We start from the raw sequence: 20331 nt of genomic DNA on the forward strand, positions 1-20331 counted from the left end.
CCCCACCACATGGAGGCCATGCGGTGAACACCCTGCCGCAGCAGCTGGCCAACGGGCTGTTCCTCGGCTCGATGTACGGTCTGATCGCCATCGGCTACACGATGGTGTACGGCATCGTCCAGCTCATCAACTTCGCCCACGGCGAGATCTTCATGACCGGAGGCTTCGGCGCACTCACGGTCTTCCTCGCCCTCCCGGACGGCATATCCATGTGGATAGCGCTGCCCCTGATGCTCCTCGGCGGAGCACTGGTCTCCGTCCTCATCGCGGTCGGCGCCGAACGCTTCGCCTACCGGCCACTTCGCGGAGCACCACGCCTCGCGCCCCTCATCACCGCCATCGGCCTCTCGCTCGCCCTCCAGCAGGCGGTCTTCAACTGGTACAACTACCACGGCGACGCCAAGTCCGCCCGCGTCTTCCCCCAGCTCCCCTTCGGGCCCTACCACCTGGGCTCCATCACCATCCAGAGCGGTGACATCTTCCTGATCGTCGCCGCCCCCATCTGCATGGCCGTCCTCGCCTTCTTCGTCCGCCTCTCCCGCACGGGCCGCGCCATGCAGGCCACCGCGCAGGACCCGGACACCGCACAGCTGATGGGCATCGACACCAACCGCATCATCGTCATCGCCTTCGCCATCGGCGGCTTCTTCGCCGCCGTCGCCGGCGTCTCCTACGGCCTCAAATACGGCTCCGTCGCCTACGACATGGGCTTCATCGCCGGCCTCAAGGCCTTCACCGCAGCCGTCCTCGGCGGCATCGGCAACATCTACGGCGCGATGCTCGGCGGCATCGTCCTCGGCCTCGCCGAGGCCTTGGCCACCGCCTACATCTCCGACATCCCCGGCATGCAGCAGCTCGGCGGACAGGGCTGGGCGGCCGTATGGGCCTTCGTCCTCCTCATCCTCGTACTCCTCTTCAGGCCACAAGGCCTGCTCGGCGAACGCGTCGCGGACAGGGCGTGAGCAGCATGACCGACACCACCACGTCCCCCGCGGCAACCGAACAGGGCCCCATCCCGCTCCCCGCGTCCGCCGCCCGCCTGCTCATCGCCATCGGCGCCATCGGCACCATCGCCAGCACCTTCATGAGCTGGACCTGGACCCCCGACTTCCCCGGCGACCTCACCGTCTACGGCTACCCCGCGGGACTCCAGATCCTCGCCCTCGTCGGCGGCGCCCTCACCCTGCTCTACGGGCTGACACTGTGGAACATCCGCGGACTGCGCTGGCTCAACCCCGGGAACACCACCAGCCCCGTCCTGCTGACGACCCTGGCGGCATTCGCCGTCTGCTGGTTCACCGGCATCGCCATCGCCGTCGACCTCGGCGGCCTCGTCAACCTCGACCCCGGCGCCTACGTCGCCATGGCCGCCTCCGCACTCCCGGTGATCGGCGCACTCGCACTCCCCCACCCCGCCCCCGGCACCGGCTTCCGCGGCTACCTCACCAAGCCCGACCAGCCGCGCCCCGCACCCCTCAGCCCACTCGCCGAACGCGGTTTCATCACCGCCGGCATCGCCCTCGCACTGATCGCCTTCACCTACGGCATCGGCATCGACAACGACGCCAGCGAAACCTTCATCGGCTACCTCCTCCTCTTCGTCTTCGCCGCCTGGGGCCTCATGCACTCCGGGCTCCTGGACCGCTTCTCCACACTCGCGGCCAAGCACAAGTCCTTCGCCGCCGCCCTCGCGTTCGTCGCCGCCGTGATCTTCCCCTTCACCCAGAGCGACGACCACAACGCCAACGTCGGCGTCAACATCCTCATCTTCGCCACCGTCGCCCTCGGCCTGAACATCGTCGTCGGCCTCACCGGCCTGCTCGACCTCGGTTACGTCGCCTTCCTCGGCGTGGGCGCCTACGCCGCCGCCCTGGTCTCCGGCTCCGAGTACTCCCGGTTCTCCGGCGTGCACTTCCCCTTCTGGGCCGCCGCCCTCACCGGCATGGCCGCCTCCCTGGTCTTCGGCGTCCTCATCGGCGCCCCGACTCTGCGACTGCGCGGCGACTACCTGGCCATCGTGACACTCGGCTTCGGTGAAATCTTCCGCATCACCGTCAACAACCTCGACGGCGACTCCGGACCCAACATCACCCGAGGCCCCAACGGCATCACCCAGATCCCCGACCTCACCATCTTCGGGTTCAAACTCGGCGAACCACACGACATCGCCGGCTTCACCCTCGGCCGGTTCGCCAACTACCTGTTCCTGATGCTCATCGTCACCGCCATCGTCGTCCTCGTCTTCACCCGCGCCGCCGACTCCCGCATCGGCCGCTCCTGGATCGCCATCCGCGAAGACGAGACCGCCGCCACCGCCATGGGCATCAACGGCTTCCGGGTCAAACTCGTCGCCTTCGCCCTCGGCGCCTCCCTCGCCGGCCTCGCCGGCACCGTCATGGCGCACGTCAACTACAGCGTCAACCCCCAGCCCTACCAGTTCGCCGGCGCCGCCCCGCCCAACTCCGCCTTCCTCCTCGCCGCCGTCGTCCTCGGCGGCATGGGCACCGTCAGCGGCCCCCTGCTCGGCGCCAGCGTCCTCTACCTGGTCCCCGAAAAGCTCCAGTTCCTCCAGAACTACGAACTCTTCGCCTTCGGCCTCGCACTCATCCTGCTCATGCGCTTCCGCCCGGAAGGCATCATCGCCAACCGCCGCCGCCAACTCGAATTCCACGAGACCGGCCAGCTCGACGTACCCGAACAGAAAACACTGACCGACGAACCGGCCGCCACCAAGGCAGGGGCGTAAGAACGATGACCACCACGTCCACACCTGTACTCGAAGCCCGTGACGTCACCATGCGCTTCGGCGGCCTCACCGCCGTCCGCTCCGTCGACTTCACGGTCAACAGCGGCGAGATCGTCGGCCTCATCGGGCCCAACGGCGCCGGCAAGACCACCTTCTTCAACTGCCTCACCGGCCTCTACGTCCCCACCGAGGGAACGGTCTCCTACAAGGGCACCGTGCTGCCCCCCAAGCCCCACCTCGTGACAAAGGCGGGCATGGCCCGCACCTTCCAGAACATCCGGCTCTTCGCCAACATGACCGTCCTCGAGAACGTCCTCGTAGGACGTCACACGCGGACCAAGGAAGGCCTCTGGTCGGCACTGCTGCGCGGCCCCGGGTTCAAGAAGGCCGAGAAGGAGTCCGAAGCACGGGCCATGGAACTCCTCGAGTTCATCGGCCTCGCCCACAAGCGCGACCACCTCGCACGCAACCTCCCCTACGGCGAACAGCGCAAGCTGGAGATCGCCCGCGCACTCGCCTCCGAGCCCGGCCTGCTCCTGCTCGACGAGCCGACGGCCGGCATGAACCCGCAGGAGACCCGGGCCACCGAAGACCTCGTCTTCGCCATCCGGGACAAGGGCATCGCCGTCCTCGTCATCGAGCACGACATGCGCTTCATCTTCAACCTCTGCGACCGCGTCGCCGTCCTCGTCCAGGGCGAGAAACTCGTCGAAGGCACCTCCGACGTCGTCCAGGCCGACGAACGCGTCGTCGCCGCCTACCTCGGCGAACCCTTCGAAGGCGACCCCGGCGAAGCCGAGGCAGCCGAGGTCGAGGCCGCCGAAGCCGCCGCCGGAACAACACCGGCCGACACCCAGACCGACGCCGACGCGGAGAGCACCACCAGCACCACCAAGGGAGAAACCCAGTGACCGCACTGCTCGAGGTCGAGGACCTCAGGGTCTCCTACGGCAAGATCGAAGCCGTCAAGGGCATCTCGTTCAGCGTCGAAGCCGGCCAGGTCGTCACCCTCATCGGCACCAACGGCGCCGGCAAGACCACGACCCTGCGCACACTGTCAGGCCTGCTCAAGCCCACCTCCGGCAAGATCGTCTTCGAGGGCAAACCACTCACCGGCGTCCCCGCACACAAGATCGTCGCACTCGGACTCGCCCACTCCCCCGAAGGCCGCCACATCTTCCCGCGGCTGACCATCGCCGAGAACCTCCAGCTCGGCGCCTTCCTCCGCAAGGACAAGGACGGCATCGAGAAGGACATCCAGCGCGCCTACGACCTCTTCCCCATCCTGGGCGAACGACGCAAGCAGGCAGCAGGCACCCTCTCGGGCGGCGAACAGCAGATGCTCGCCATGGGCCGCGCCCTGATGTCCCAGCCGAAACTGCTGATGCTGGACGAACCCTCGATGGGCCTCTCCCCCATCATGATGCAGAAGATCATGGCCACCATCGCCGAGCTGAAATCCCAGGGCACGACCATCCTGCTCGTCGAACAGAACGCCCAGGCCGCACTGTCGCTCGCCGACCAGGGCCACGTCATGGAAGTCGGCAGCATCGTCCTCTCGGGCAACGGGCAGGACCTCCTGCACGACGAATCCGTCCGCAAGGCCTACCTCGGCGAGGACTGACCCGACCGAGGCACCCAGCCCGCACGCCCGTATATACGACGAGGCCCGCGCCCGATTCTCCGGGGCGCGGGCCTCGCCGCATCTCCTACGGCGACCGGTCAGCCCTTGGACGCCTTCTTCTCGTCACTGTCCGCGATGACCGCCTCCGCGACCTGCTGCATCGACATCCGGCGATCCATCGACGTCTTCTGGATCCAACGGAACGCCGCCGGCTCCGTCAGCCCGTACTCCGTCTGGAGGATCGACTTCGCCCGGTCGACCAGCTTGCGGGTCTCCAGACGCTGCGTGAGGTCGGCGACCTCCTGCTCCAGCTGCTTGAGCTCGTTGAACCGCGAAACGGCCATCTCGATCGCCGGCACGACATCGCTCTTGCTGAACGGCTTCACCAGATACGCCATCGCACCGGCGTCCCGGGCCCGCTCCACCAGATCCCGCTGGGAGAAGGCGGTGAGCATCAGCACCGGCGCGATGGACTCCTCGGCGATCTTCTCCGCCGCCGAGATGCCGTCCAGCTTCGGCATCTTCACGTCCAGGATGACCAGGTCCGGCCTGTGCTCACGGGCCAGCTCCACGGCCTGCTCACCGTCACCGGCCTCACCTACGACGGAGTAGCCCTCCTCCTCCAGCATCTCTTTCAGATCGAGCCGGATCAGGGCCTCGTCCTCGGCGATGACGACACGGGTCGTCAGCGGAGGCACGTGCGACTTGTCGTCATCGGGCACGTCTACGGGCTGGGGCGACTCGGGGGCGGTCACGGGGGCGCTCCTTGTTCCGGGGCAGGCAAGTACTGCTCCCAAGAGCCTACCTAGCTGCGTCTCCATCCGGTGACCCGGTACACTCCTGTCGGGTTGTCCAGCCGGGTTGGCGCAACTGGTTGACGCGGAGGTCTCAAACACCTCTGTCCGCAAGGACGTGTGGGTTCGAATCCCATACCCGGCACTCCGGAAGCGGAGGATCACGTTCGCGTGGTCCTCCGCCTTTTCGTGCACCGCGTCACGATCAGTGCCACAGAGTGGCCGCATGAACTTTCACGGCACAGAAGTACGAACGCGCGCCCTGTCCCTCCTTCGCGACGGCACGAAGAACGCGGACGTGGCTCGTAGGCTCGGGGTCCCGCTGGGAACGATCGGCTACTGGAAGCACCTGGACCGCGCGAAGGGCGGCGAGTATCCCGGTCGGCACGACCCCGAGTGCCCCCGGTGTGACGGGCGGGAGCTCGATGAGCCTGCCTATAGCTACCTACTGGGCCTTTATCTCGGCGATGGCCACATCAGCCACTACTCACAGCATCGCGTGCCCAACCTCATGATCACCTGCACGGAGTCGTGGCCTGGACTCATGGACGACTGCGAGGCAGCCATGCGCACCGTGTTTCCGGCAAACTCTGTGTGCCGTGTCCGCAGAACCGGCTGCCGCAATGTGAAGGTCTACTCCAAGCACCTGCACTGCCTGTTCCCGCAACACGGCCCGGGCAAGAAACACGAACGCTGTATCGCCCTCGACCCCTGGCAGCAGCGGATCGTCGACGCCCACCCGTGGCAGTTCATCCGCGGTCTCATCCACTCCGACGGTTGCCGCATCACCAACTGGACCGAGAAGGTCGTTGCCGGTGAGCGCAAGCGTTACGAATATCCCCGGTACTTCTTCTCCAACAAGTCGGACGACATCCGGAAGCTCTTCACGGACACTCTCGACAGGGTCCGCGTCGAATGGACCACCCTCGCTCGCGGCAGCGATCCTTTCAACATCTCCGTCGCCCGAAAAGCCTCCGTAGCCCTCATGGACGCCCACGTAGGCCCCAAGCACTGACCGGCGGACTACCTCGGGCTGTCGTCCTCGCCGACGTGGTGCACGCGGACCATGTTCGTGGAGCCGGAGACGCCGGGCGGGGAGCCGGCCGTGATGACCACGAGGTCGCCCTTTCGGCAGCGGCCGTAGCGGAGCAGCAGCTCGTCCACCTGGTCGACCATCGCGTCGGTGGAGCCGACGTCCGGGACGAGGAAGGTCTCGGCGCCCCAGGTGACGCTGAGCTGGGAGCTGGTGGCCGGTTCGGGGGTGAGGGCGAGGAGGGGGATGGGTGAGCGGTAGCGGGAGAGGCGGCGGGCGGTGTCGCCGGACTGGGTGAAGGCGACCAGGTACTTGGCGCCGAGGAAGTCGCCGATCTCGGCTGCCGCGCGGGCGACGGCGCCGCCGTGGGTGCGGGGCTTGTTGTTCTCGGTCAGCGGGGGGAGGCCCTTGGCGAGCATGTCCTCCTCGGCCGCTTCGACGATCCTGGCCATGGTCCGGACGGTCTCGACGGGGTAGTTTCCGACGCTGGTCTCGCCGGAGAGCATGACCGCGTCGGTGCCGTCGATGATCGCGTTGGCGACATCGGAGGCCTCGGCGCGGGTGGGGCGGGAGTTGTCGATCATGGAGTCCAGCATCTGGGTGGCGACGATGACCGGCTTGGCGTTGCGTTTGGCCAGTTTGATCGCGCGCTTCTGGACGATGGGGACCTGTTCGAGGGGCATCTCGACGCCGAGGTCGCCGCGGGCGACCATGATGCCGTCGAAGGCGGCGACGATGTCCTCGATGGCGTCGACGGCCTGCGGTTTCTCCACTTTGGCGATCACCGGGAGGTGGCGGTCCTCCTCGTCCATGATGCGGTGGACGTCGGCGACGTCCTTGCCGCTGCGGACGAAGGAGAGGGCGATGAGGTCGAAACCGGTGCGCAGCGCCCAGCGCAGGTCGGCTTCGTCTTTTTCGGAGAGGGCGGGGACGGAGACGGCGACGCCGGGGAGGTTGAGGCCTTTGTGGTCGGAGATGATGCCGCCTTCGGCGACGGTGGTGTGGATGCGGGGGCCGTCGACGGCTGTGACCTCGAGGCAGACTTTGCCGTCGTCGACGAGGATGCGTTCGCCGGGGGTGACGTCGGTGGCGAGGCCGGAGTAGGTGGTTCCGCACTGGTGGCGGTCGCCGTGGGCGTCGGGTTCGACGGTGATGGTGAAGGTGTCGCCGCGTTCAAGGAGTACGGGGCCTTCGGTGAAGCGGCCGAGTCGGATCTTCGGGCCTTGAAGGTCGGCGAGGATTCCGACGCTGCGGCCGGTCTCGTCGGAGGCCTTTCGGACGTGCTGGTAGCGCTCCTCGTGGTCGGCGTGGTCGCCGTGGCTGAGGTTGAATCGGGCGACGTCCATTCCGGCTTCGACCAGTGCCTTGATCTGGTCGTACGAGTCGGTGGCGGGTCCCAGGGTGCAGACGATTTTTGCTCGGCGCATGGTTCGAGCCTAGGCCTTACCCGCCGGTAGAGAATTCGTGGGCCGTGACTTCTCAACAACCTCTGGATGAAGGTTCGTTGACAAGTGTTGATTTGTGCGTGCGGGCGCTCTGATGAGCATTTCCTATTGCGTTCGGTCAGTTGCGGAGTGTGGGTGGTGCCATCGTGAATTGGGCGCTGACCTGGGCGCTGACGCGGAGTCGTTCGGGTTCGAGATCGAGGGGTTCGGGGGCTTGGTCGTTGCCGGCCGGGGAGGCTCGGCGGGCCCCGCGTTCGAAGGGCATGCGGGTGGGTCTGGGGTGTTCGGTGCCGGTGTCGGCGAGTTCGATGAGGGCGGCGACGGTGGTGCCGAGGGCTTGTGCGTATTCGTGGGCTCGTTGGACGGCTTCTTGTACGGCTTTTCGGCGGGCTTCGCGGTGTACGGGTGAGTCGGGGCGGAGCAGCCACCAGGGTCCGTGGACGTGGGTGAGTTCCACGTCGGCCAGGCGGGTGGTGAGTTCTGCGAGGAGGGTGAAGTCGGTGAGTTCGGCGGTGAGGTGGACGCGGCCGTGGTAGGCGTGGACGCGTTCGCCTCGGCCGTGTTCGGTGAGTTCGGGGGTGAGGGAGAAGGTGCCGGTGGAGAGGTGTTCGACGGCTTCTCCGTAGGACTTGATCAGGTCGAGGGTGGTGGTGTTGCGGCGGGTGAGGTCGGCGAGGGTGGTGCGGCGGTCGCGGCCGCGGGCGCTGAGGGTGACGCCGATGCGGGCGATCTCGGGTTCGACTTCCAGTTCGGCTTCGCCGCGGACGGTGAGGAGGGGGGCGTCCGGGGTGCCGTGGGGGGTGGTCATACGTCCTACTCTGTCACGCGTTTCCCTTCTGGGGGCTGGGAGTTGACCCGGTCAGGTCATCAGATCGCAACCTGTCGGACCTGTTGCGGTACGCCATGCACCCGTCAGAATCTACGCGCGTCGTTGACCATTTCCCGAGGAGAACGAGACATGCCGTTGAACCGCCGGAAGTTCCTGAAGAAGACCGCCGCCACCGGGGCGGGAGTGGCGGTCGCCGGCGCGGCGGCGGCTCCGTCGGCCGAGGCGGCCGAGGCGGCCGAGGCGAGGAAGCCCGTGGGGCGGCCCAGGCGGTATTCGCTGACCGTGATGGGCACGACCGACCTGCACGGGCACGTCTTCAACTGGGACTACTTCAAGGACGCGGAGTACTCCGACAAGGCGGGCAACGCGGTGGGGCTGGCGCGGGTCTCGACCCTGGTGAACCAGGTGCGTGCGGAGAAGGGCCGCTGCAACACTTTGTTGCTGGACGCGGGCGACACGATCCAGGGCACCCCGCTGACGTACTACTACGCGAAGGTGGATCCGATCACCGCCAAGGGCGGTCCGGTGCATCCGATGGCGCAGGCGATGAACGCGATGGGGTACGACGCCGCGGCGCTGGGCAACCACGAGTTCAACTACGGCATCGAGACGCTGCGGAAGTTCGAGCAGCAGCTGCACTTCCCGCTGCTCGGTGCGAACGCGCTGGACGCGAGGACGCTGAAGCCGGCGTTCCCGCCGTACTTCATCAAGAAGTTCCATGTGCCGGGTGCCCCGCCGGTGAAGGTGGCGGTCCTGGGTCTCACCAACCCGGGTATCGCGATCTGGGACAAGGCGTATGTGCAGGGGAAGCTGACCTTCCCGGGGCTGGAGGAGCAGGCCGCGAAGTGGGTGCCCAAGTTGCGGTCGATGGGTGCGGACGTGGTGGTGGTGTCGGCGCACAGTGGTACCTCGGGCACCTCCTCGTACGGTGATCAGGTGCCGTATGTGGAGAACGCGGCCGCGAACGTCGCCCGTCAGGTGCCGGGGATCGACGCGATCCTGGTGGGGCACGCGCATGTGGAGATTCCGGAGCTGAAGGTCACCAACGAGGTGACGGGCCGGACGGTCGTGCTGTCGGAGCCGTTGTGCTTCGCCGAGCGTCTGACGCTGTTCGACATCGAGCTGGCGTTCGACAGGGGTCGGTGGGAGGTGGAGTCGGTCGCGGCCTCGCTGCTGAACGCGAACTCGGTCGCCGACGACCCGAGGATCACCAAGCTGCTGACCGACGAGCACGCGAAGGTCGTGAAGTACGTCAACCAGGTCGTCGGCACCGCGACCGAGACCCTGACGACGGTCGAGGCCCGGTACAAGGACGCCGCGATCATCGACCTGATCACGAAGGTGCAGGAGGACGTGGTGAAGGCGGCGCTGGCGGGCACCGAGTACGCCTCGCTGCCGGTGATCGCGCAGGCCTCGCCGTTCTCCCGCACTTCGGAGATCCCGGCGGGCGATGTGACGATCCGGGATCTGTCGAGTCTGTACGTGTACGACAACACGCTGGTCGCGAAACTGATGACGGGGGCGCAGATCCGGGCGTATCTGGAGTACTCGGCGGAGTACTTCGTCCAGACGGCCGCGGACGCGGTGGTGGACGTGGAGAAGCTGACCAATGCGAACGGCCGCCCGGACTACAACTACGACTATGTGTCGGGGCTGCGGTACGAGATCGACATCGCCCAGCCGGCGGGTTCGCGGGTCAGGAACCTCACCTACGACGGTGCCGCGCTGGATGACGCGCGGCAGTTCGTGCTGGCGGTGAACAACTACCGGGCCAACGGTGGTGGGGCGTTCCCGTACGTGGCGTCGGCGAAGGAGTTGTGGTCGGAGTCGACGGAGATCCGGACCCGGATCGCGGAGTGGGTGACCGCGAAGGGTGTGCTGGACCCGAAGGACTTCGCGTCGGTGGACTGGAGGCTCACGCGGAACGGCACGCCCGTGTTCTGACGGCACGCCCGTGTTCTGACGGGTGGGGTGTCGTGTCGGCGGCGTCGGCGGCGGTTTTCGCGTCGGCGCCGTCGGTGTGGGGTGGTCCGTCGGCCGCCGAGGGGGTACCGGCCGTCGAGGGGTTCACCGGCCGTCGAAGGGTTCACCGGCTGTCGACGAGGGGGATGAGGGTCCGGACGGGCCGGCGGGTGTCGGGCAGGTGGTGTTGCCGGTCGAGGCCGAAGGTGGTGAAGGCGGTGCGGGTGGGGAGCGGGTAGGGGTCCTTGCCGGTGAGTGTGTTGAGGATGGTGGCGCTGCGCCAGGCGGCGAGGCCGAGGTCGGGTGCGCCGACGCCGTGGGTGTGGAGTCCGGCGCTCTGCAGGTAGACGGTGCCGGTGACGCAGGGGTCGAGGACCATGCGGAAGTGTTCGTCGACGCGGGGGCGTTCGTTGTTGTCGCGGCGCAGGTAGGGGTCGAGGCCGGCGAGGAGGCGGTCGAGGGGGCGTTCGCGGTAGCCGGTGGCGAGGACGACGGCGTTGGTGGTGAGGCGGGAGCGGGTGCCTTGCCGGGTGTGTTCGAGGTGGAGTTCGATCTTGGTGGTGGCGACGCGTCCGGCGGTGCGGACGTGGACGCCGGGGGTGAGGACCGCGTCGGGCCAGCCGCCGTGGAGGCTGCGTCGGTAGAGCTCGTCGTGGATGGCGGCGGTGGTGTCGGCGTCGATGCCTTTGTGGAGTTGCCACTGGGAGGCGACGAGTTGGTCCCGGACGGTTTCGTCGAGGGCTTGGAAGTAGCGGGTGTAGTCGGGGGTGAAGTGTTCCAGGCCGAGCTTGGAGTACTCCATGGGTGCGAAGGCTTCGGTGCGGCCGAGCCAGTGGAGTTGTTCGCGGCCGTGCGGGCGGTGGCGGAGCAGGTCGAGGAAGACTTCGGCGCCGGACTGTCCGGAGCCGACGACGGTGACGTGGCCTGCGGCGAGGACGGTGTCGCGGTGCTCGAGGTAGTCGGCTGCGTGGATGACGGGGACGCCGGGGGCTTCGACGAGGGGTGCGAGTGGTTGGGGGACGTGGGGTTCGGTGCCGAGGCCGAGGGCGACGTTCCTGGTGTAGGTGCGGCCGAGGGTGTGGGTCTGCCCGTCGGGGTCGAGTTGGGTGAAGTCGACTTCGAAGGCGTCGCGTTCGGGGTTCCAGCGGACGGCGTCGACCTGGTGGGAGAAGCGCAGTCCGGGGATGTTCTGGGACGCCCAGCGGCAGTAGGCGTCGTATTCGGTGCGCTGGATGTGGAAGCGCTCGGCGAAGTAGAAGGGGAAGAGCCGGTCGCGGGCCCGGAGGTAGTTGAGGAAGGTCCAGGGGCTGGTGGGGTCGGCGAGGGTGACGAGGTCGGCGAGGAAGGGGACCTGGATGCGGGCGCTGTCGATGAGCAGGCCGGGGTGCCAGTCGAAGCCGGGGCGTTGTTCGTAGAAGACGGTGTCGAGTTCGGCGAGTGGGTGGGCGAGGGCGGCGAGGGAGAGGTTGAACGGTCCGATGCCGATGCCGACGAGGTCGCGTGGTGGTTCGGGCTCGTCGCGTGGGGGGTTGGGCGTCGGGCTCATCGGGGGGTGGTTCCTTCCACGAGTTTCAGGAGGCGGGCCAGGTCGTCGGGTCCGGTGTGGGGGTTGAGGAGGGTGGCCTTGAGCCAGAGGCGGCCGTCCATGCGGGCCCGGCCGAGGACGGCCCGGCCGTCGTGGAGCAGGGTGCGGCGTACGTCGGCGACGGTGTCGTCGGTGGCGTCGGCGGGGCGGAACAGGACGGTGCTGATGGCCGGCCGGTCGTAGAGTTCGAAGCCGGGGTGGTCCTGGACGAGTGCGGCGAACTGCCGGGCGGTGGCGCACACCTGGTCGACGAGGGTGCCCAGGCCGGTCCGGCCGAGGGTTTTGAGGGTAACCGCGATTTTCAGGATGTCGGGGCGGCGGGTGGTGCGCAGGGAGCGGCCGAGCAGGTCGGGGTGTCCGGCTTCGGTGTCGTCGTCGGCGTTGAGGTAGTCGGTGTGCTGGTGGAGGGCGGTGAGGTCGCGGGGGCGGGCGACGGCGAGGAGTCCGGCGGCGATGGGTTGCCAGCCGAGTTTGTGCAGGTCGAGGGCGACGGTGTGGGCGGCTTCGAGTCCGGCGAGTTTTTCCCGGTGGCGTTCGCTGAAGATGAGGCTGCCGCCGTAGGCGGCGTCGATGTGGAGGCGGGCGCCGTGGGCGGCGCACAGGCCGGCGATCTCGGGGAGCGGGTCGATGAGGCCGGCGTCGGTGGTGCCCGCGGTGGCGGCGACGAGCAGGGGGCGGGGCAGGCGGGTGAGGGCTTCGTCGAGGGCGGCGGGGTCGAGGGTGCCGGCCGGGGCGGGGACGATGACCGGGTCCGGGAGGCCGAGCAGCCAGGCGGCGCGGGGCAGTGAGTGGTGGGCGTTGTCCGCGCAGACGAGTTGGACGCTGCCGCCGTGTGCTTCGCGGGCCAGGAGCAGGGCGAGTTGGTTGGCTTCGGTGCCGCCGGTGGTGACGAGGGCGTCGGCGAGGCCGATCTCGTGGGCGAGGGCGCGGGTGACGAGGGCTTCGAGGGCGGAGGCGGCGGGGGCCTGGTCCCAGGAGTCGAGGGAGGGGTTGAGGGTGCTCGCGGCGAGGTCGGCGGCGCTGGCGACGGCGAGGGGCGGGCAGTGCAGGTGGGCGGTGCACAGGGGGTCGGCGGGGTCGGCGGAGCCTTCGGCGAGGGCGTGGACGAGGGTGCGCAGGGCGTCGGGGTCGCCGTTGTGGGGCAGGACGTCGCCCACGGTGTCGGCGATGCGGGCGGCGACGGCTTCCGGGCCGCCTTCGGGCAGGGGGCCGCCGCGTGACCGGTTGCCTTCACGCAGGGCGTCGAGGACGGTGTCGAGCAGCGGTCGCAGGGCTGCGGGGCCGTCGGGTCCTGAGGCGAGGGGCGGCATGCTCATGGGCTCTCCTCCGGGCGCGGGCGAGGGTGCGTCCGCGGCTGTGGTTCCAGCTTGTACGCGGATGGGGCGGCGCGTCCGAAAAGCCCGACGATCTCAACCCGAAAGTGGGTACTCGTGTACGGGGAGAGCGTGTTGGGCGGCTGCGGGAGGGTGGGTGCTGTGCTTCGGGTGACTGGTACGTGGATGGTCGACGTGCCCGGTGAGCGGGTGGTGGTCCGGGAGCCGGTGCCGGCGGACGAGGGGCCGTTGCTGGACCTGTTCGAGGCGTGTGAGGACTGGTTCGTGGCGGCGACGGGGCTGCCGTCGGCGCCGGGTGATGTGCAGAGTCTGTTCTATGCGCTGCCGGAGGGGGCCCGTCCCGAGGACAAGGTGCTTCTGGTGGTGGAGCGGGACGGGGTGGTGACGGGTCTGGTGGACGCGGTGCTGGATCATCCTGAGCCCGGTGTCGTGTCGGTGGGGATGTTCCTGCTGGCGCCGTGGGCGCGTGGCCGGGGGCTGGGCCGGGCGGTGGCCGGTTCGCTGCTGGAGCGTGCGGAGGGTGTCACGCGGGTGCGGGCGACGGTGGCGCCCGGGTGGCGTGCGGGGGAGGGTTTCCTGCGGCGGTTGGGTTTCGTGCTGGAGGAGGAGTCGGCGGTGGGTGCCGAGGTGGGCAACCGGCGTGCGGGGCCGCGGGAGCGGAGTGTGCGGCGGGCCGAGTTGCGCGTCGGCCGGGGTTGACGCGTCCGGTAGGCACGTCCGCGGAGGGCTTCGGAGGTGGAGGGGTGCGGCGCTCTCCTCGGGGGGTGGAGCGTATGCCTGGCCGGTCGTGCTCGGGGCTGTGGTGGGCCTGGAGCGACGACCGGGCCACGGCGTCGTCGGCGGGGGGCGTGGCCTGCGGCGTCGGATTCAGGGCTTGTGGTGTGCCTGGCGTACGCGCAGTGCCCGGGCCAGGTCGTCGAGTTCGTCGGCGAGTTTGCGGCGCAGGGCGGTGACCGGGGCGGCGTCGCGCAGGCAGGCCTCGCCGAGGCTGAGGTTGTCGGCGTCGACGGCGTGGGCGGGGAAGGCCACGCGGCCGGCGGCGACGGCGATGGCGGGTCCGCGGCGGGCGGCGACGGCGACGGCGTCCTCGTAGTAGCGGGGCACGTACTCCCGTACGAGGTCGGCTTGTTCCGGCTGCCAGAAGCCCTGTGCGGTGGCCGCGAAGAGGTAGTTGGAGAGGTTGTCGCCGGTGAACATCGTCTCCCAGGCGTGGCGCTTGGTGTCCGGGTCGGGCAGGGCGGCGCGGCAGCGGGCGGCGCCTTCCTGGCCGCTGGCGGTGGGGTCGCGTTCGAGTTCGGCGGCGATGGCGGTCTCGTCGGTGGCGCCGAGGACGGCGAGCCGGCCCAGGATGCGCCAGCGCAGTTCGGGGTCGAGTTCCGGTCCGCCGGGCACGGTGCCGTCGGCGAGCCAGGCGGCGATGGTGTCGGGGTGGGCGGCGGCGTCGATGAAGTGGCGTACGGCGATCAGGCGCAGGCCGGGGTGGTCGCCGTCCTCGGTGCGGCGGATGAGGTCGCGGCACAGCGAGGTGAGGGTGGACAGGGCGGCGGGCCGTTCCTCGGGGGTCAGGTAGCGGTCGGCGATGTGGGTGTGGGCGAAGTCCAGTACGCCCTGGACGAGGGCGAGGTCGGTCTCGTGCGGGAGGTGGGCGCGGGCGGTGTCGAGGTAGGCGGTGGGCGGGAGTTCGCCGTCGCGGACCGTGTCCCTGAGGGCGTTCCACACCACGGCTCGGGTGAGCGGGTCGGGCAGGCCGGACAGGTGCTCCCTTACGGCCTGGAAGGAGTCGGGGTCGAAGCGGATCTTGGCGTAGGACAGGTCGCCGTCGTTGAGGACGAGCAGGGCGGGGCGCTTGCCGAGGGGCTGTGGGGTGGTCTGTGGGACGTCGATGTCGATGCGTTCGCGCAGGATGAGCCGGCCGTCGTCGCCGAGGTCCTGGTCGTAGAGGCCGGCGGTGATCCGGTGCGGGCGGTTGCCGGCGTGTTCGACGGTCAGGGTGCGGGTGCCGTCGGTGGTGGTGAGGCGTGGGGTGAGTGTGTCGACGCCGGTGGTGCGCAGCCAGGCGTCGGCCCAGGCGTGGACGTCGCGTTCGGTGGCGGCGGCGAGTGAGTCGATGAAGTCGGCGAGGGTGGCGTTGGCGAACCTGTGGCGGGCGAAGTGGGTGTTGATGCCGGCCAGGAAGTCCTTCTCGCCGAGCCAGGCGACGAGCTGGCGCAGGGCGGAGGCGCCCTTGGCGTAGGAGATGCCGTCGAAGTTGAGCAGGGCGGCGGCGGTGTCGTCGACGGCTTCGGGGGCGACGGGGTGGGTGGAGGGGCGCTGGTCGGCGTCGTAGCCCCAGGACTTGCGGACGACGCCGAACTCGACCCAGGGCTGGGTGAAGCGGGTCGCCTCGAGGGTGGTCTGGTAGCCCATGAACTCGGCGAAGGACTCGTTGAGCCAGATGTCGTCCCACCATTTGAGGGTGACGAGGTCGCCGAACCACATGTGGGCCATCTCGTGGGCGATGACCATGGCGCGGGTCTGGCGTTCGGTGTCGGTGACGGCGGAGCGGTAGACGAACTTGTCGGCGAAGGTGACGAGTCCGGGGTTCTCCATGGCGCCGGCGTTGAACTCGGGGACGAACGCCTGGTCGTAGGAGTCGAAGGGGTAGGGCTCGTCGAACTTCTCGTGGTAGCGGTCGAAGCAGGCGCGGGTGATGTCGAGGATCTCGTCGGCGTCGGCGTCGAGGTGGGGGGCGAGGGAGCGGCGGCAGTGGATGCCGAAGGGCAGGCCTCGGTGTTCGGTGCGCACGGAGTGGAAGGGGCCGGCGGCGACGGCGACGAGGTAGGTGGACAGCACGGGGGTGGGGGCGGCCTGCCAGCGACCGTCGTCCAGGTGTTCGGTGATGCCGTTGGCGAGGACGGTCCAGCCTTCGGGGGCCTTCACGGTCAGTTCGAAGACGGCTTTGAGGTCGGGCTGGTCGAAGGCGGCGAAGACGCGTTGTACGTCGTCCAGGAAGCCCTGGGTGTAGACGTAGGTCTCGCCGTCGGTGGGGTCGGTGAAGCGGTGCATGCCCTCGCCGGTGCGGGAGTAGCGCATCCGCGCGTCGACGCGCAGTTCGTGCTCGCCGGGAGTGAGGTCCTTCAGCGGGAGCCGGCCCTGGTCCAGGGTTTCGGGGGCGAGGGGCTGTCCGTCGAGGGTGACGGCGCGCAGCTCGGCGGGCTTGATCTCGACGAAGGTGTCCACCGTGGCGCTGTCCGACCGCACGGTGAAGCGGATGACGGTGTGCGAGCCGAAGGCCTCCTCCCCTGTGGTCAGGTCGAGGTCGATCGTGTAGTGGTGGACGTCGAGGATCTGGGCACGTGTCTGCGCTTCGTCGCGCGTCAGTACGGACATGCAGGACATGCTGCCTGATGTCGTCGGGACGGCACAGGGGCGGATCGGTACGCGGCGTATGTCCGGTCCGCTCCGGGGCGTTGGGGTGTGCGCCGGGTCAGGGCCGGTCGTGTGACGCGCCGGTGTGGTGCGCGTCGCGCCGGGGGGTCACGTCGGTGTCGGGGTGGGGTGGGGCGTGGTCCTTGGGCTGGGTGGGGCTTTGGACGAGGGCGCGCAGTTCGCGGATCTCCTGTTCGAGTGCGAGCCGGCGTTGGTGGGCGTCGTAGAGGTAGCGGACCTTGGTGCGCAGGGCCCAGGGGTCGACGGGTTTCAGGACGAGGTCGGCGACGCCCAGGGCGAAGGCGGTGGCGGTGAGTTCCTGGTCGGGGCCGAACCCGGTGAGCAGGATGACGGGTATGTGCTGGGTCTGTTCGAGGCGGCGCAGGTAGCGCACGACGTCCAGGCCGCTGACGCCGGGCATGCGCACGTCGAGCAGCAGGAGGCCTACCTGGCCGCGCAGTACCTGCTTGAGCGCTTCGTCGCCGTTGGTGGCGCAGCCGAGCCGGTAGCCCAGCGGGGCCAGTACGTTCTCCAGGGCGTACAGCGTGTCCTTGTGGTCGTCGACGATGAGGATCTTGGCATCCGACAGCATGGCCCGACGTCCCTCCCGCGTGGACATTCAGCTTACGTCCGGGTACTGACACCGGGTGCCCGCAGGTTGACGATGCGTGCACGCCGGCGGTCCGCCGGGGCCTGCGGTCGGCGGTCAGCCGGTGCTGGATGCCTGGTGGTTGACGGTGTCCTCGGCGATGCGTTCGTGGTGCCTGATGACCTCGGCGATGATGAAGTTGAGGAACTTCTCGGCGAACGCCGGGTCGAGTTTCGCGTTCTCGGCGAGGTTGCGCAGCCGGGCGATCTGCCGGGCCTCGCGGTCGGGATCGGCCGGTGGCAGCTGGTGGACGGCCTTGAGCCGGCCCACCTGCTGGGTGGCCTTGAAGCGCTCGGCGAGCATGTGGACGACGGCCGCGTCGATGTTGTCGATGCTGTCCCGCAGCCGCTCGAGCTCCTCGCGGACGGACGGGTCGACGGCACCGGTACCGGTGTTGCTGGTGGTCATGGATGCCAACCCTAAGGGTCGGGGGCGTCTTCGCCGGCGGGCGCTGTGCCGCGGGTCCCCGCATAGAGTGGAGGCAGGGCCCGAACGTCTTTGGGGGTACGGACGTGGCGAACGGCGGACCGGTCGAGCACGGCTACCCACATCTGGAGACGGTGCGGGCCGCCGTCACCGCGCTGTACAGGCGTCTGTCGTACGACACCGTCCAGACCTTCGCGACTTCGGTGGCGCCGGCCGACGTGGCTTTCTGCGACACCGACGACCTGTATCTGGGGGCGCAGCGGGTGGCCCGTGAGCTGGTGCGGCACTTCCGGCTGCCGGATGCCCGTCTGATCGTGGGCTTCCGTGAGATGACGCATGCGGCGAACGTCGAACTCGCGGCGGGGCCTGAGTACTTCGTGGAGCTGAACGACCGCTTCCGTACCCATCGCAGGGACATCGGGGCGGCGCTCGCCCATGAGGTGACGCACGTCTATCTGCACCGTCTGGACCTGTCCTTCCCCGGCACGGCGGAGAACGAGATCCTCACGGACACGGCGGCGACGTATCTGGGGGCGGGCTGGCTGCTGCTGGACGCCTACCGGGAGGATGCCGCCTCGTCCCAGAAGCTGGGTTACCTCACCCCGGAGGAGTTCGGGTACGTGCTGGCCAAGCGGGCGCTGGTGTTCCAGGAGGATCCCTCGGTGTGGTTCACCAGTCCGCAGGCGTACACGGCGTACGTCAAGGGCATGGCCCGGGCCCGCCGGGACGAGCAGCAGCCGCCGCTGACCGCCGCCGGCTGGGCGGGCCGCCGTCGCTACGCCCGGGACCGTCGCCACGGCCCGGGCGCCGAGCCCGGTCTCCCCTACACCTTCTCCCCCGACGGCGGCGGCCGGCTGCGTGTGTCCTTCCCCTGCCCGACCTGCCACCAGCGGATCCGGGTGCCGGTGCGGGGGCGGGTGCGGGCGCGGTGTTCGTTGTGCCGGACGGTCCTGGAGTGCGACACGTAGGGACGGCGGGGGCCGGACCCGTGCTCGGATCCCGCCCCCCGGTGGTCGCGCCGTACGGCGCCCTTGTCAGCCCTCGTGGCCGGCCACGGCCCGCCGGGGCAGCGCGGCGCACAGGGCGGCGCACACCAGGAACCCTCCGGTCACCCAGGGCATCGCCGCTCCGAGCGCGTCGGTCAGCCCCTGGCCGGCGTGGTCGAAGAAGACCGTTCCGACCGCCGCCGCGCCGAGCGCGCCCCCGAACTGCTGCGCCGTGGAGAAGATCCCGGACGCCCCGCCGGCGAGTTCACCAGGGACCGCGGACAGCACCACGTTCACCAGCGGCACCACCAGGAAGCCGAGCCCGGCCCCTGCGACGACCAGTCCCGGTGCCAGCGGCCAGGCGCCGGTGTGCACGGCGGCGGCACGGTCGACCGCGGCCCACACCCAGCCGAAACCGCCCGCCATGAGCAGCGCTCCGGCGCCGAGCACGCTCCGCCCGTACTTCACGGCGAGCACGTCCGCGGCGGGCGCGGTCAGGAAGCTGCCGGCGGAGAAGGCCACGGTGACCACGCCGGCCTGCATGGGTGTGTAGCCCTCGCCGCGCTGCAGCCAGATGGCGAAGACGAGGAAGAAGCCCTGCATGCCGACGGAGAAAAGCAGCTGGACCAGGACGCCCACGGAGAAGGCGGGGAGCCGGAAGACTCGTGCGGGCAGCAGCGGCACGGTCTCCGCCCGGCGGCGCCGCGCCTCGTACACCCCGAGTCCGGCGACCGCGGCCGTGCCGGCGGCGAGGCAGGCCCATCCCCACAGCGGCCAGCCGTTCTCGCGGCCCTGCACCAGCGGCAGCACGATCGCCACCAGGCCGGCGGCGAGGACCAGGCTGCCCAGTACGTCCGGGCGTCCCGCCGACCGTTCCCGGGTGGCCGGCACCAGCAGCAGTCCCGCGACGAAGGTGCCGAGCGCCACCGGTACGTTCACCAGGAACACCGACCGCCAGCCCCAGCCGAAGAGGTCGGCGTCGGTGAGCAGTCCGCCGAGCAGCAGCCCGACCGCCGAGGCGAATCCGGCGACGGCCCCGTACATCCCGAAGGCGGCGCCGCGTTCCTTGCCCTGGAACAGGGTGCGGAAGGAGCCGATCACCTGCGGCACCAGCACCGCCGCCATCACGCCCTGCACCGCCCTGGCGGCGATCAGCTGGCCGGGGGACTGTGCCGCCCCGCAGGCCAGGCTCGCCAGTCCGAAGCCTGCCGTGCCGGCGAGGAAGAGGGCCCGGCGTCCGAAGCGGTCCCCGAGGTGGCCGCAGACGATCAGGGCGGCGGCGAATCCGAGGAGGTAGGCGGAGACCAGCCACTGCAGGTCGCTCGGGGAGGCGTGCAGGTCGTGGCCGATGGACGGGATCGCGACGTTCACGATGGTCACGTCCATGAGGTCCATCAGCGCCGCGACCATCATCACGACGGCGGCGGCCCAGCGGCGGGGGTGCGGTTCCGCCATGGCGGGCGGGGATGGGGCGAGGGTTGCGGACATGGGTGTCTCCCGTTGGGTCCCG

General features: G+C 69.4%; 17 protein-coding genes and 1 tRNA gene. 9 read left to right on the forward strand and 9 right to left on the reverse strand.

Features of this window, described 5'->3' with window-relative positions:
* Positions 1-23: 23 nt before the first annotated feature.
* Genes ACWC21_RS04095 through ACWC21_RS04110 form a run of 4 tightly spaced genes read left to right on the forward strand, consistent with a single transcriptional unit; the run spans position 24 to position 4370 of the window.
* Entirely contained in the window at positions 24-962 is a 939-nt protein-coding gene (locus tag ACWC21_RS04095) for a branched-chain amino acid ABC transporter permease (RefSeq protein ID WP_450877898.1), read from the forward strand.
* Positions 963-967: 5 nt separating this feature from the next.
* The gene (locus ACWC21_RS04100; protein WP_450878280.1) at positions 968-2746 is read left to right on the forward strand and encodes a branched-chain amino acid ABC transporter permease; all 1779 of its coding nucleotides are present in this window, start codon (positions 968-970) and stop codon (positions 2744-2746) included.
* Between the two features lie 5 nt (positions 2747-2751).
* Positions 2752-3657, forward strand: coding sequence for an ABC transporter ATP-binding protein (locus tag ACWC21_RS04105; RefSeq protein WP_450877899.1), 906 nt, complete (start codon positions 2752-2754; stop codon positions 3655-3657).
* On the forward strand, positions 3654-4370 hold the full coding sequence (locus ACWC21_RS04110) for an ABC transporter ATP-binding protein (RefSeq protein ID WP_450877901.1): 717 nt from the start codon (positions 3654-3656) through the stop codon (positions 4368-4370). The genes ACWC21_RS04105 and ACWC21_RS04110 overlap by 4 nt, the downstream gene beginning before the upstream one ends.
* Positions 4371-4468: 98 nt before the next feature.
* Here the strand turns inward: ACWC21_RS04110 and ACWC21_RS04115 are convergent, their stop codons facing one another.
* Complete coding sequence (locus tag ACWC21_RS04115) at positions 4469-5125, reverse strand: ANTAR domain-containing response regulator (protein WP_450877903.1); 657 nt, start codon at positions 5123-5125, stop codon at positions 4469-4471.
* 100 nt (positions 5126-5225) lie between these two features.
* Here ACWC21_RS04115 and ACWC21_RS04120 point away from each other — a divergent pair.
* A tRNA-Leu gene (locus ACWC21_RS04120) sits at positions 5226-5309 on the forward strand.
* Between the two features lie 81 nt (positions 5310-5390).
* Positions 5391-6179 carry a helix-turn-helix domain-containing protein gene (locus ACWC21_RS04125; protein ID WP_450877905.1) on the forward strand — a complete coding sequence of 263 codons (789 nt, stop codon included), beginning with the start codon at positions 5391-5393 and terminating at the stop codon, positions 6177-6179.
* 8 nt (positions 6180-6187) lie between these two features.
* On the opposite strand, the gene pyk is transcribed toward ACWC21_RS04125, so the two are convergent.
* Positions 6188-7624, reverse strand: coding sequence for a pyruvate kinase (pyk, locus tag ACWC21_RS04130; protein ID WP_450877906.1), 1437 nt, complete (start codon positions 7622-7624; stop codon positions 6188-6190).
* A 136-nt stretch (positions 7625-7760) separates the two neighbouring features.
* Entirely contained in the window at positions 7761-8450 is a 690-nt protein-coding gene (locus tag ACWC21_RS04135; RefSeq protein WP_450877908.1) for an SIMPL domain-containing protein, read from the reverse strand.
* Positions 8451-8600: 150 nt separating this feature from the next.
* On the opposite strand from ACWC21_RS04135, the gene ACWC21_RS04140 reads away from it, so the two are divergent.
* Complete coding sequence (locus ACWC21_RS04140; protein ID WP_450877910.1) at positions 8601-10415, forward strand: bifunctional metallophosphatase/5'-nucleotidase; 1815 nt, start codon at positions 8601-8603, stop codon at positions 10413-10415.
* Positions 10416-10557: 142 nt separating this feature from the next.
* Here the strand turns inward: ACWC21_RS04140 and ACWC21_RS04145 are convergent, their stop codons facing one another.
* Together ACWC21_RS04145 and ACWC21_RS04150 are read right to left on the reverse strand one after the other, a co-directional pair.
* Positions 10558-11979 carry a lysine N(6)-hydroxylase/L-ornithine N(5)-oxygenase family protein gene (locus tag ACWC21_RS04145; RefSeq protein WP_450877912.1) on the reverse strand — a complete coding sequence of 474 codons (1422 nt, stop codon included), beginning with the start codon at positions 11977-11979 and terminating at the stop codon, positions 10558-10560.
* Positions 11976-13334 (reverse strand): pyridoxal phosphate-dependent decarboxylase family protein, encoded by a 1359-nt coding sequence (locus ACWC21_RS04150; RefSeq protein ID WP_450877914.1) that lies wholly within the window; start codon positions 13332-13334, stop codon positions 11976-11978. Before ACWC21_RS04150 ends, ACWC21_RS04145 begins: the two co-directional genes overlap by 4 nt.
* Positions 13335-13502: 168 nt before the next feature.
* Here ACWC21_RS04150 and ACWC21_RS04155 point away from each other — a divergent pair, with 168 nt between their 5' ends.
* Positions 13503-14051 carry a GNAT family N-acetyltransferase gene (locus tag ACWC21_RS04155; protein ID WP_450877916.1) on the forward strand — a complete coding sequence of 183 codons (549 nt, stop codon included), beginning with the start codon at positions 13503-13505 and terminating at the stop codon, positions 14049-14051.
* A gap of 168 nt (positions 14052-14219) precedes the next feature.
* On the opposite strand, the gene pepN is transcribed toward ACWC21_RS04155, so the two are convergent.
* The 3 genes from pepN to ACWC21_RS04170 all read right to left on the reverse strand — a co-directional run bounded on the left by pepN (position 14220) and on the right by ACWC21_RS04170 (position 17817).
* Complete coding sequence (gene pepN / locus ACWC21_RS04160) at positions 14220-16721, reverse strand: aminopeptidase N (RefSeq protein WP_450877918.1); 2502 nt, start codon at positions 16719-16721, stop codon at positions 14220-14222.
* A 97-nt stretch (positions 16722-16818) separates the two neighbouring features.
* Entirely contained in the window at positions 16819-17352 is a 534-nt protein-coding gene (locus tag ACWC21_RS04165) for a response regulator (protein ID WP_450877920.1), read from the reverse strand.
* A 114-nt stretch (positions 17353-17466) separates the two neighbouring features.
* The gene (locus ACWC21_RS04170) at positions 17467-17817 is read right to left on the reverse strand and encodes a chorismate mutase (RefSeq protein WP_450877922.1); all 351 of its coding nucleotides are present in this window, start codon (positions 17815-17817) and stop codon (positions 17467-17469) included.
* 104 nt (positions 17818-17921) lie between these two features.
* On the opposite strand from ACWC21_RS04170, the gene ACWC21_RS04175 reads away from it, so the two are divergent.
* Entirely contained in the window at positions 17922-18803 is an 882-nt protein-coding gene (locus ACWC21_RS04175; protein ID WP_450877924.1) for a hypothetical protein, read from the forward strand.
* Positions 18804-18869: 66 nt separating this feature from the next.
* Here ACWC21_RS04175 and ACWC21_RS04180 read toward each other — a convergent pair whose 3' ends face one another.
* Positions 18870-20309: an MFS transporter gene (locus tag ACWC21_RS04180; RefSeq protein ID WP_450877926.1), complete on the reverse strand. Its 1440-nt coding sequence runs from the start codon at positions 20307-20309 to the stop codon at positions 18870-18872.
* Positions 20310-20331 lie beyond the last annotated feature (22 nt).

This window comes from Streptomyces sp. NPDC001348 (genome assembly GCF_053597535.1).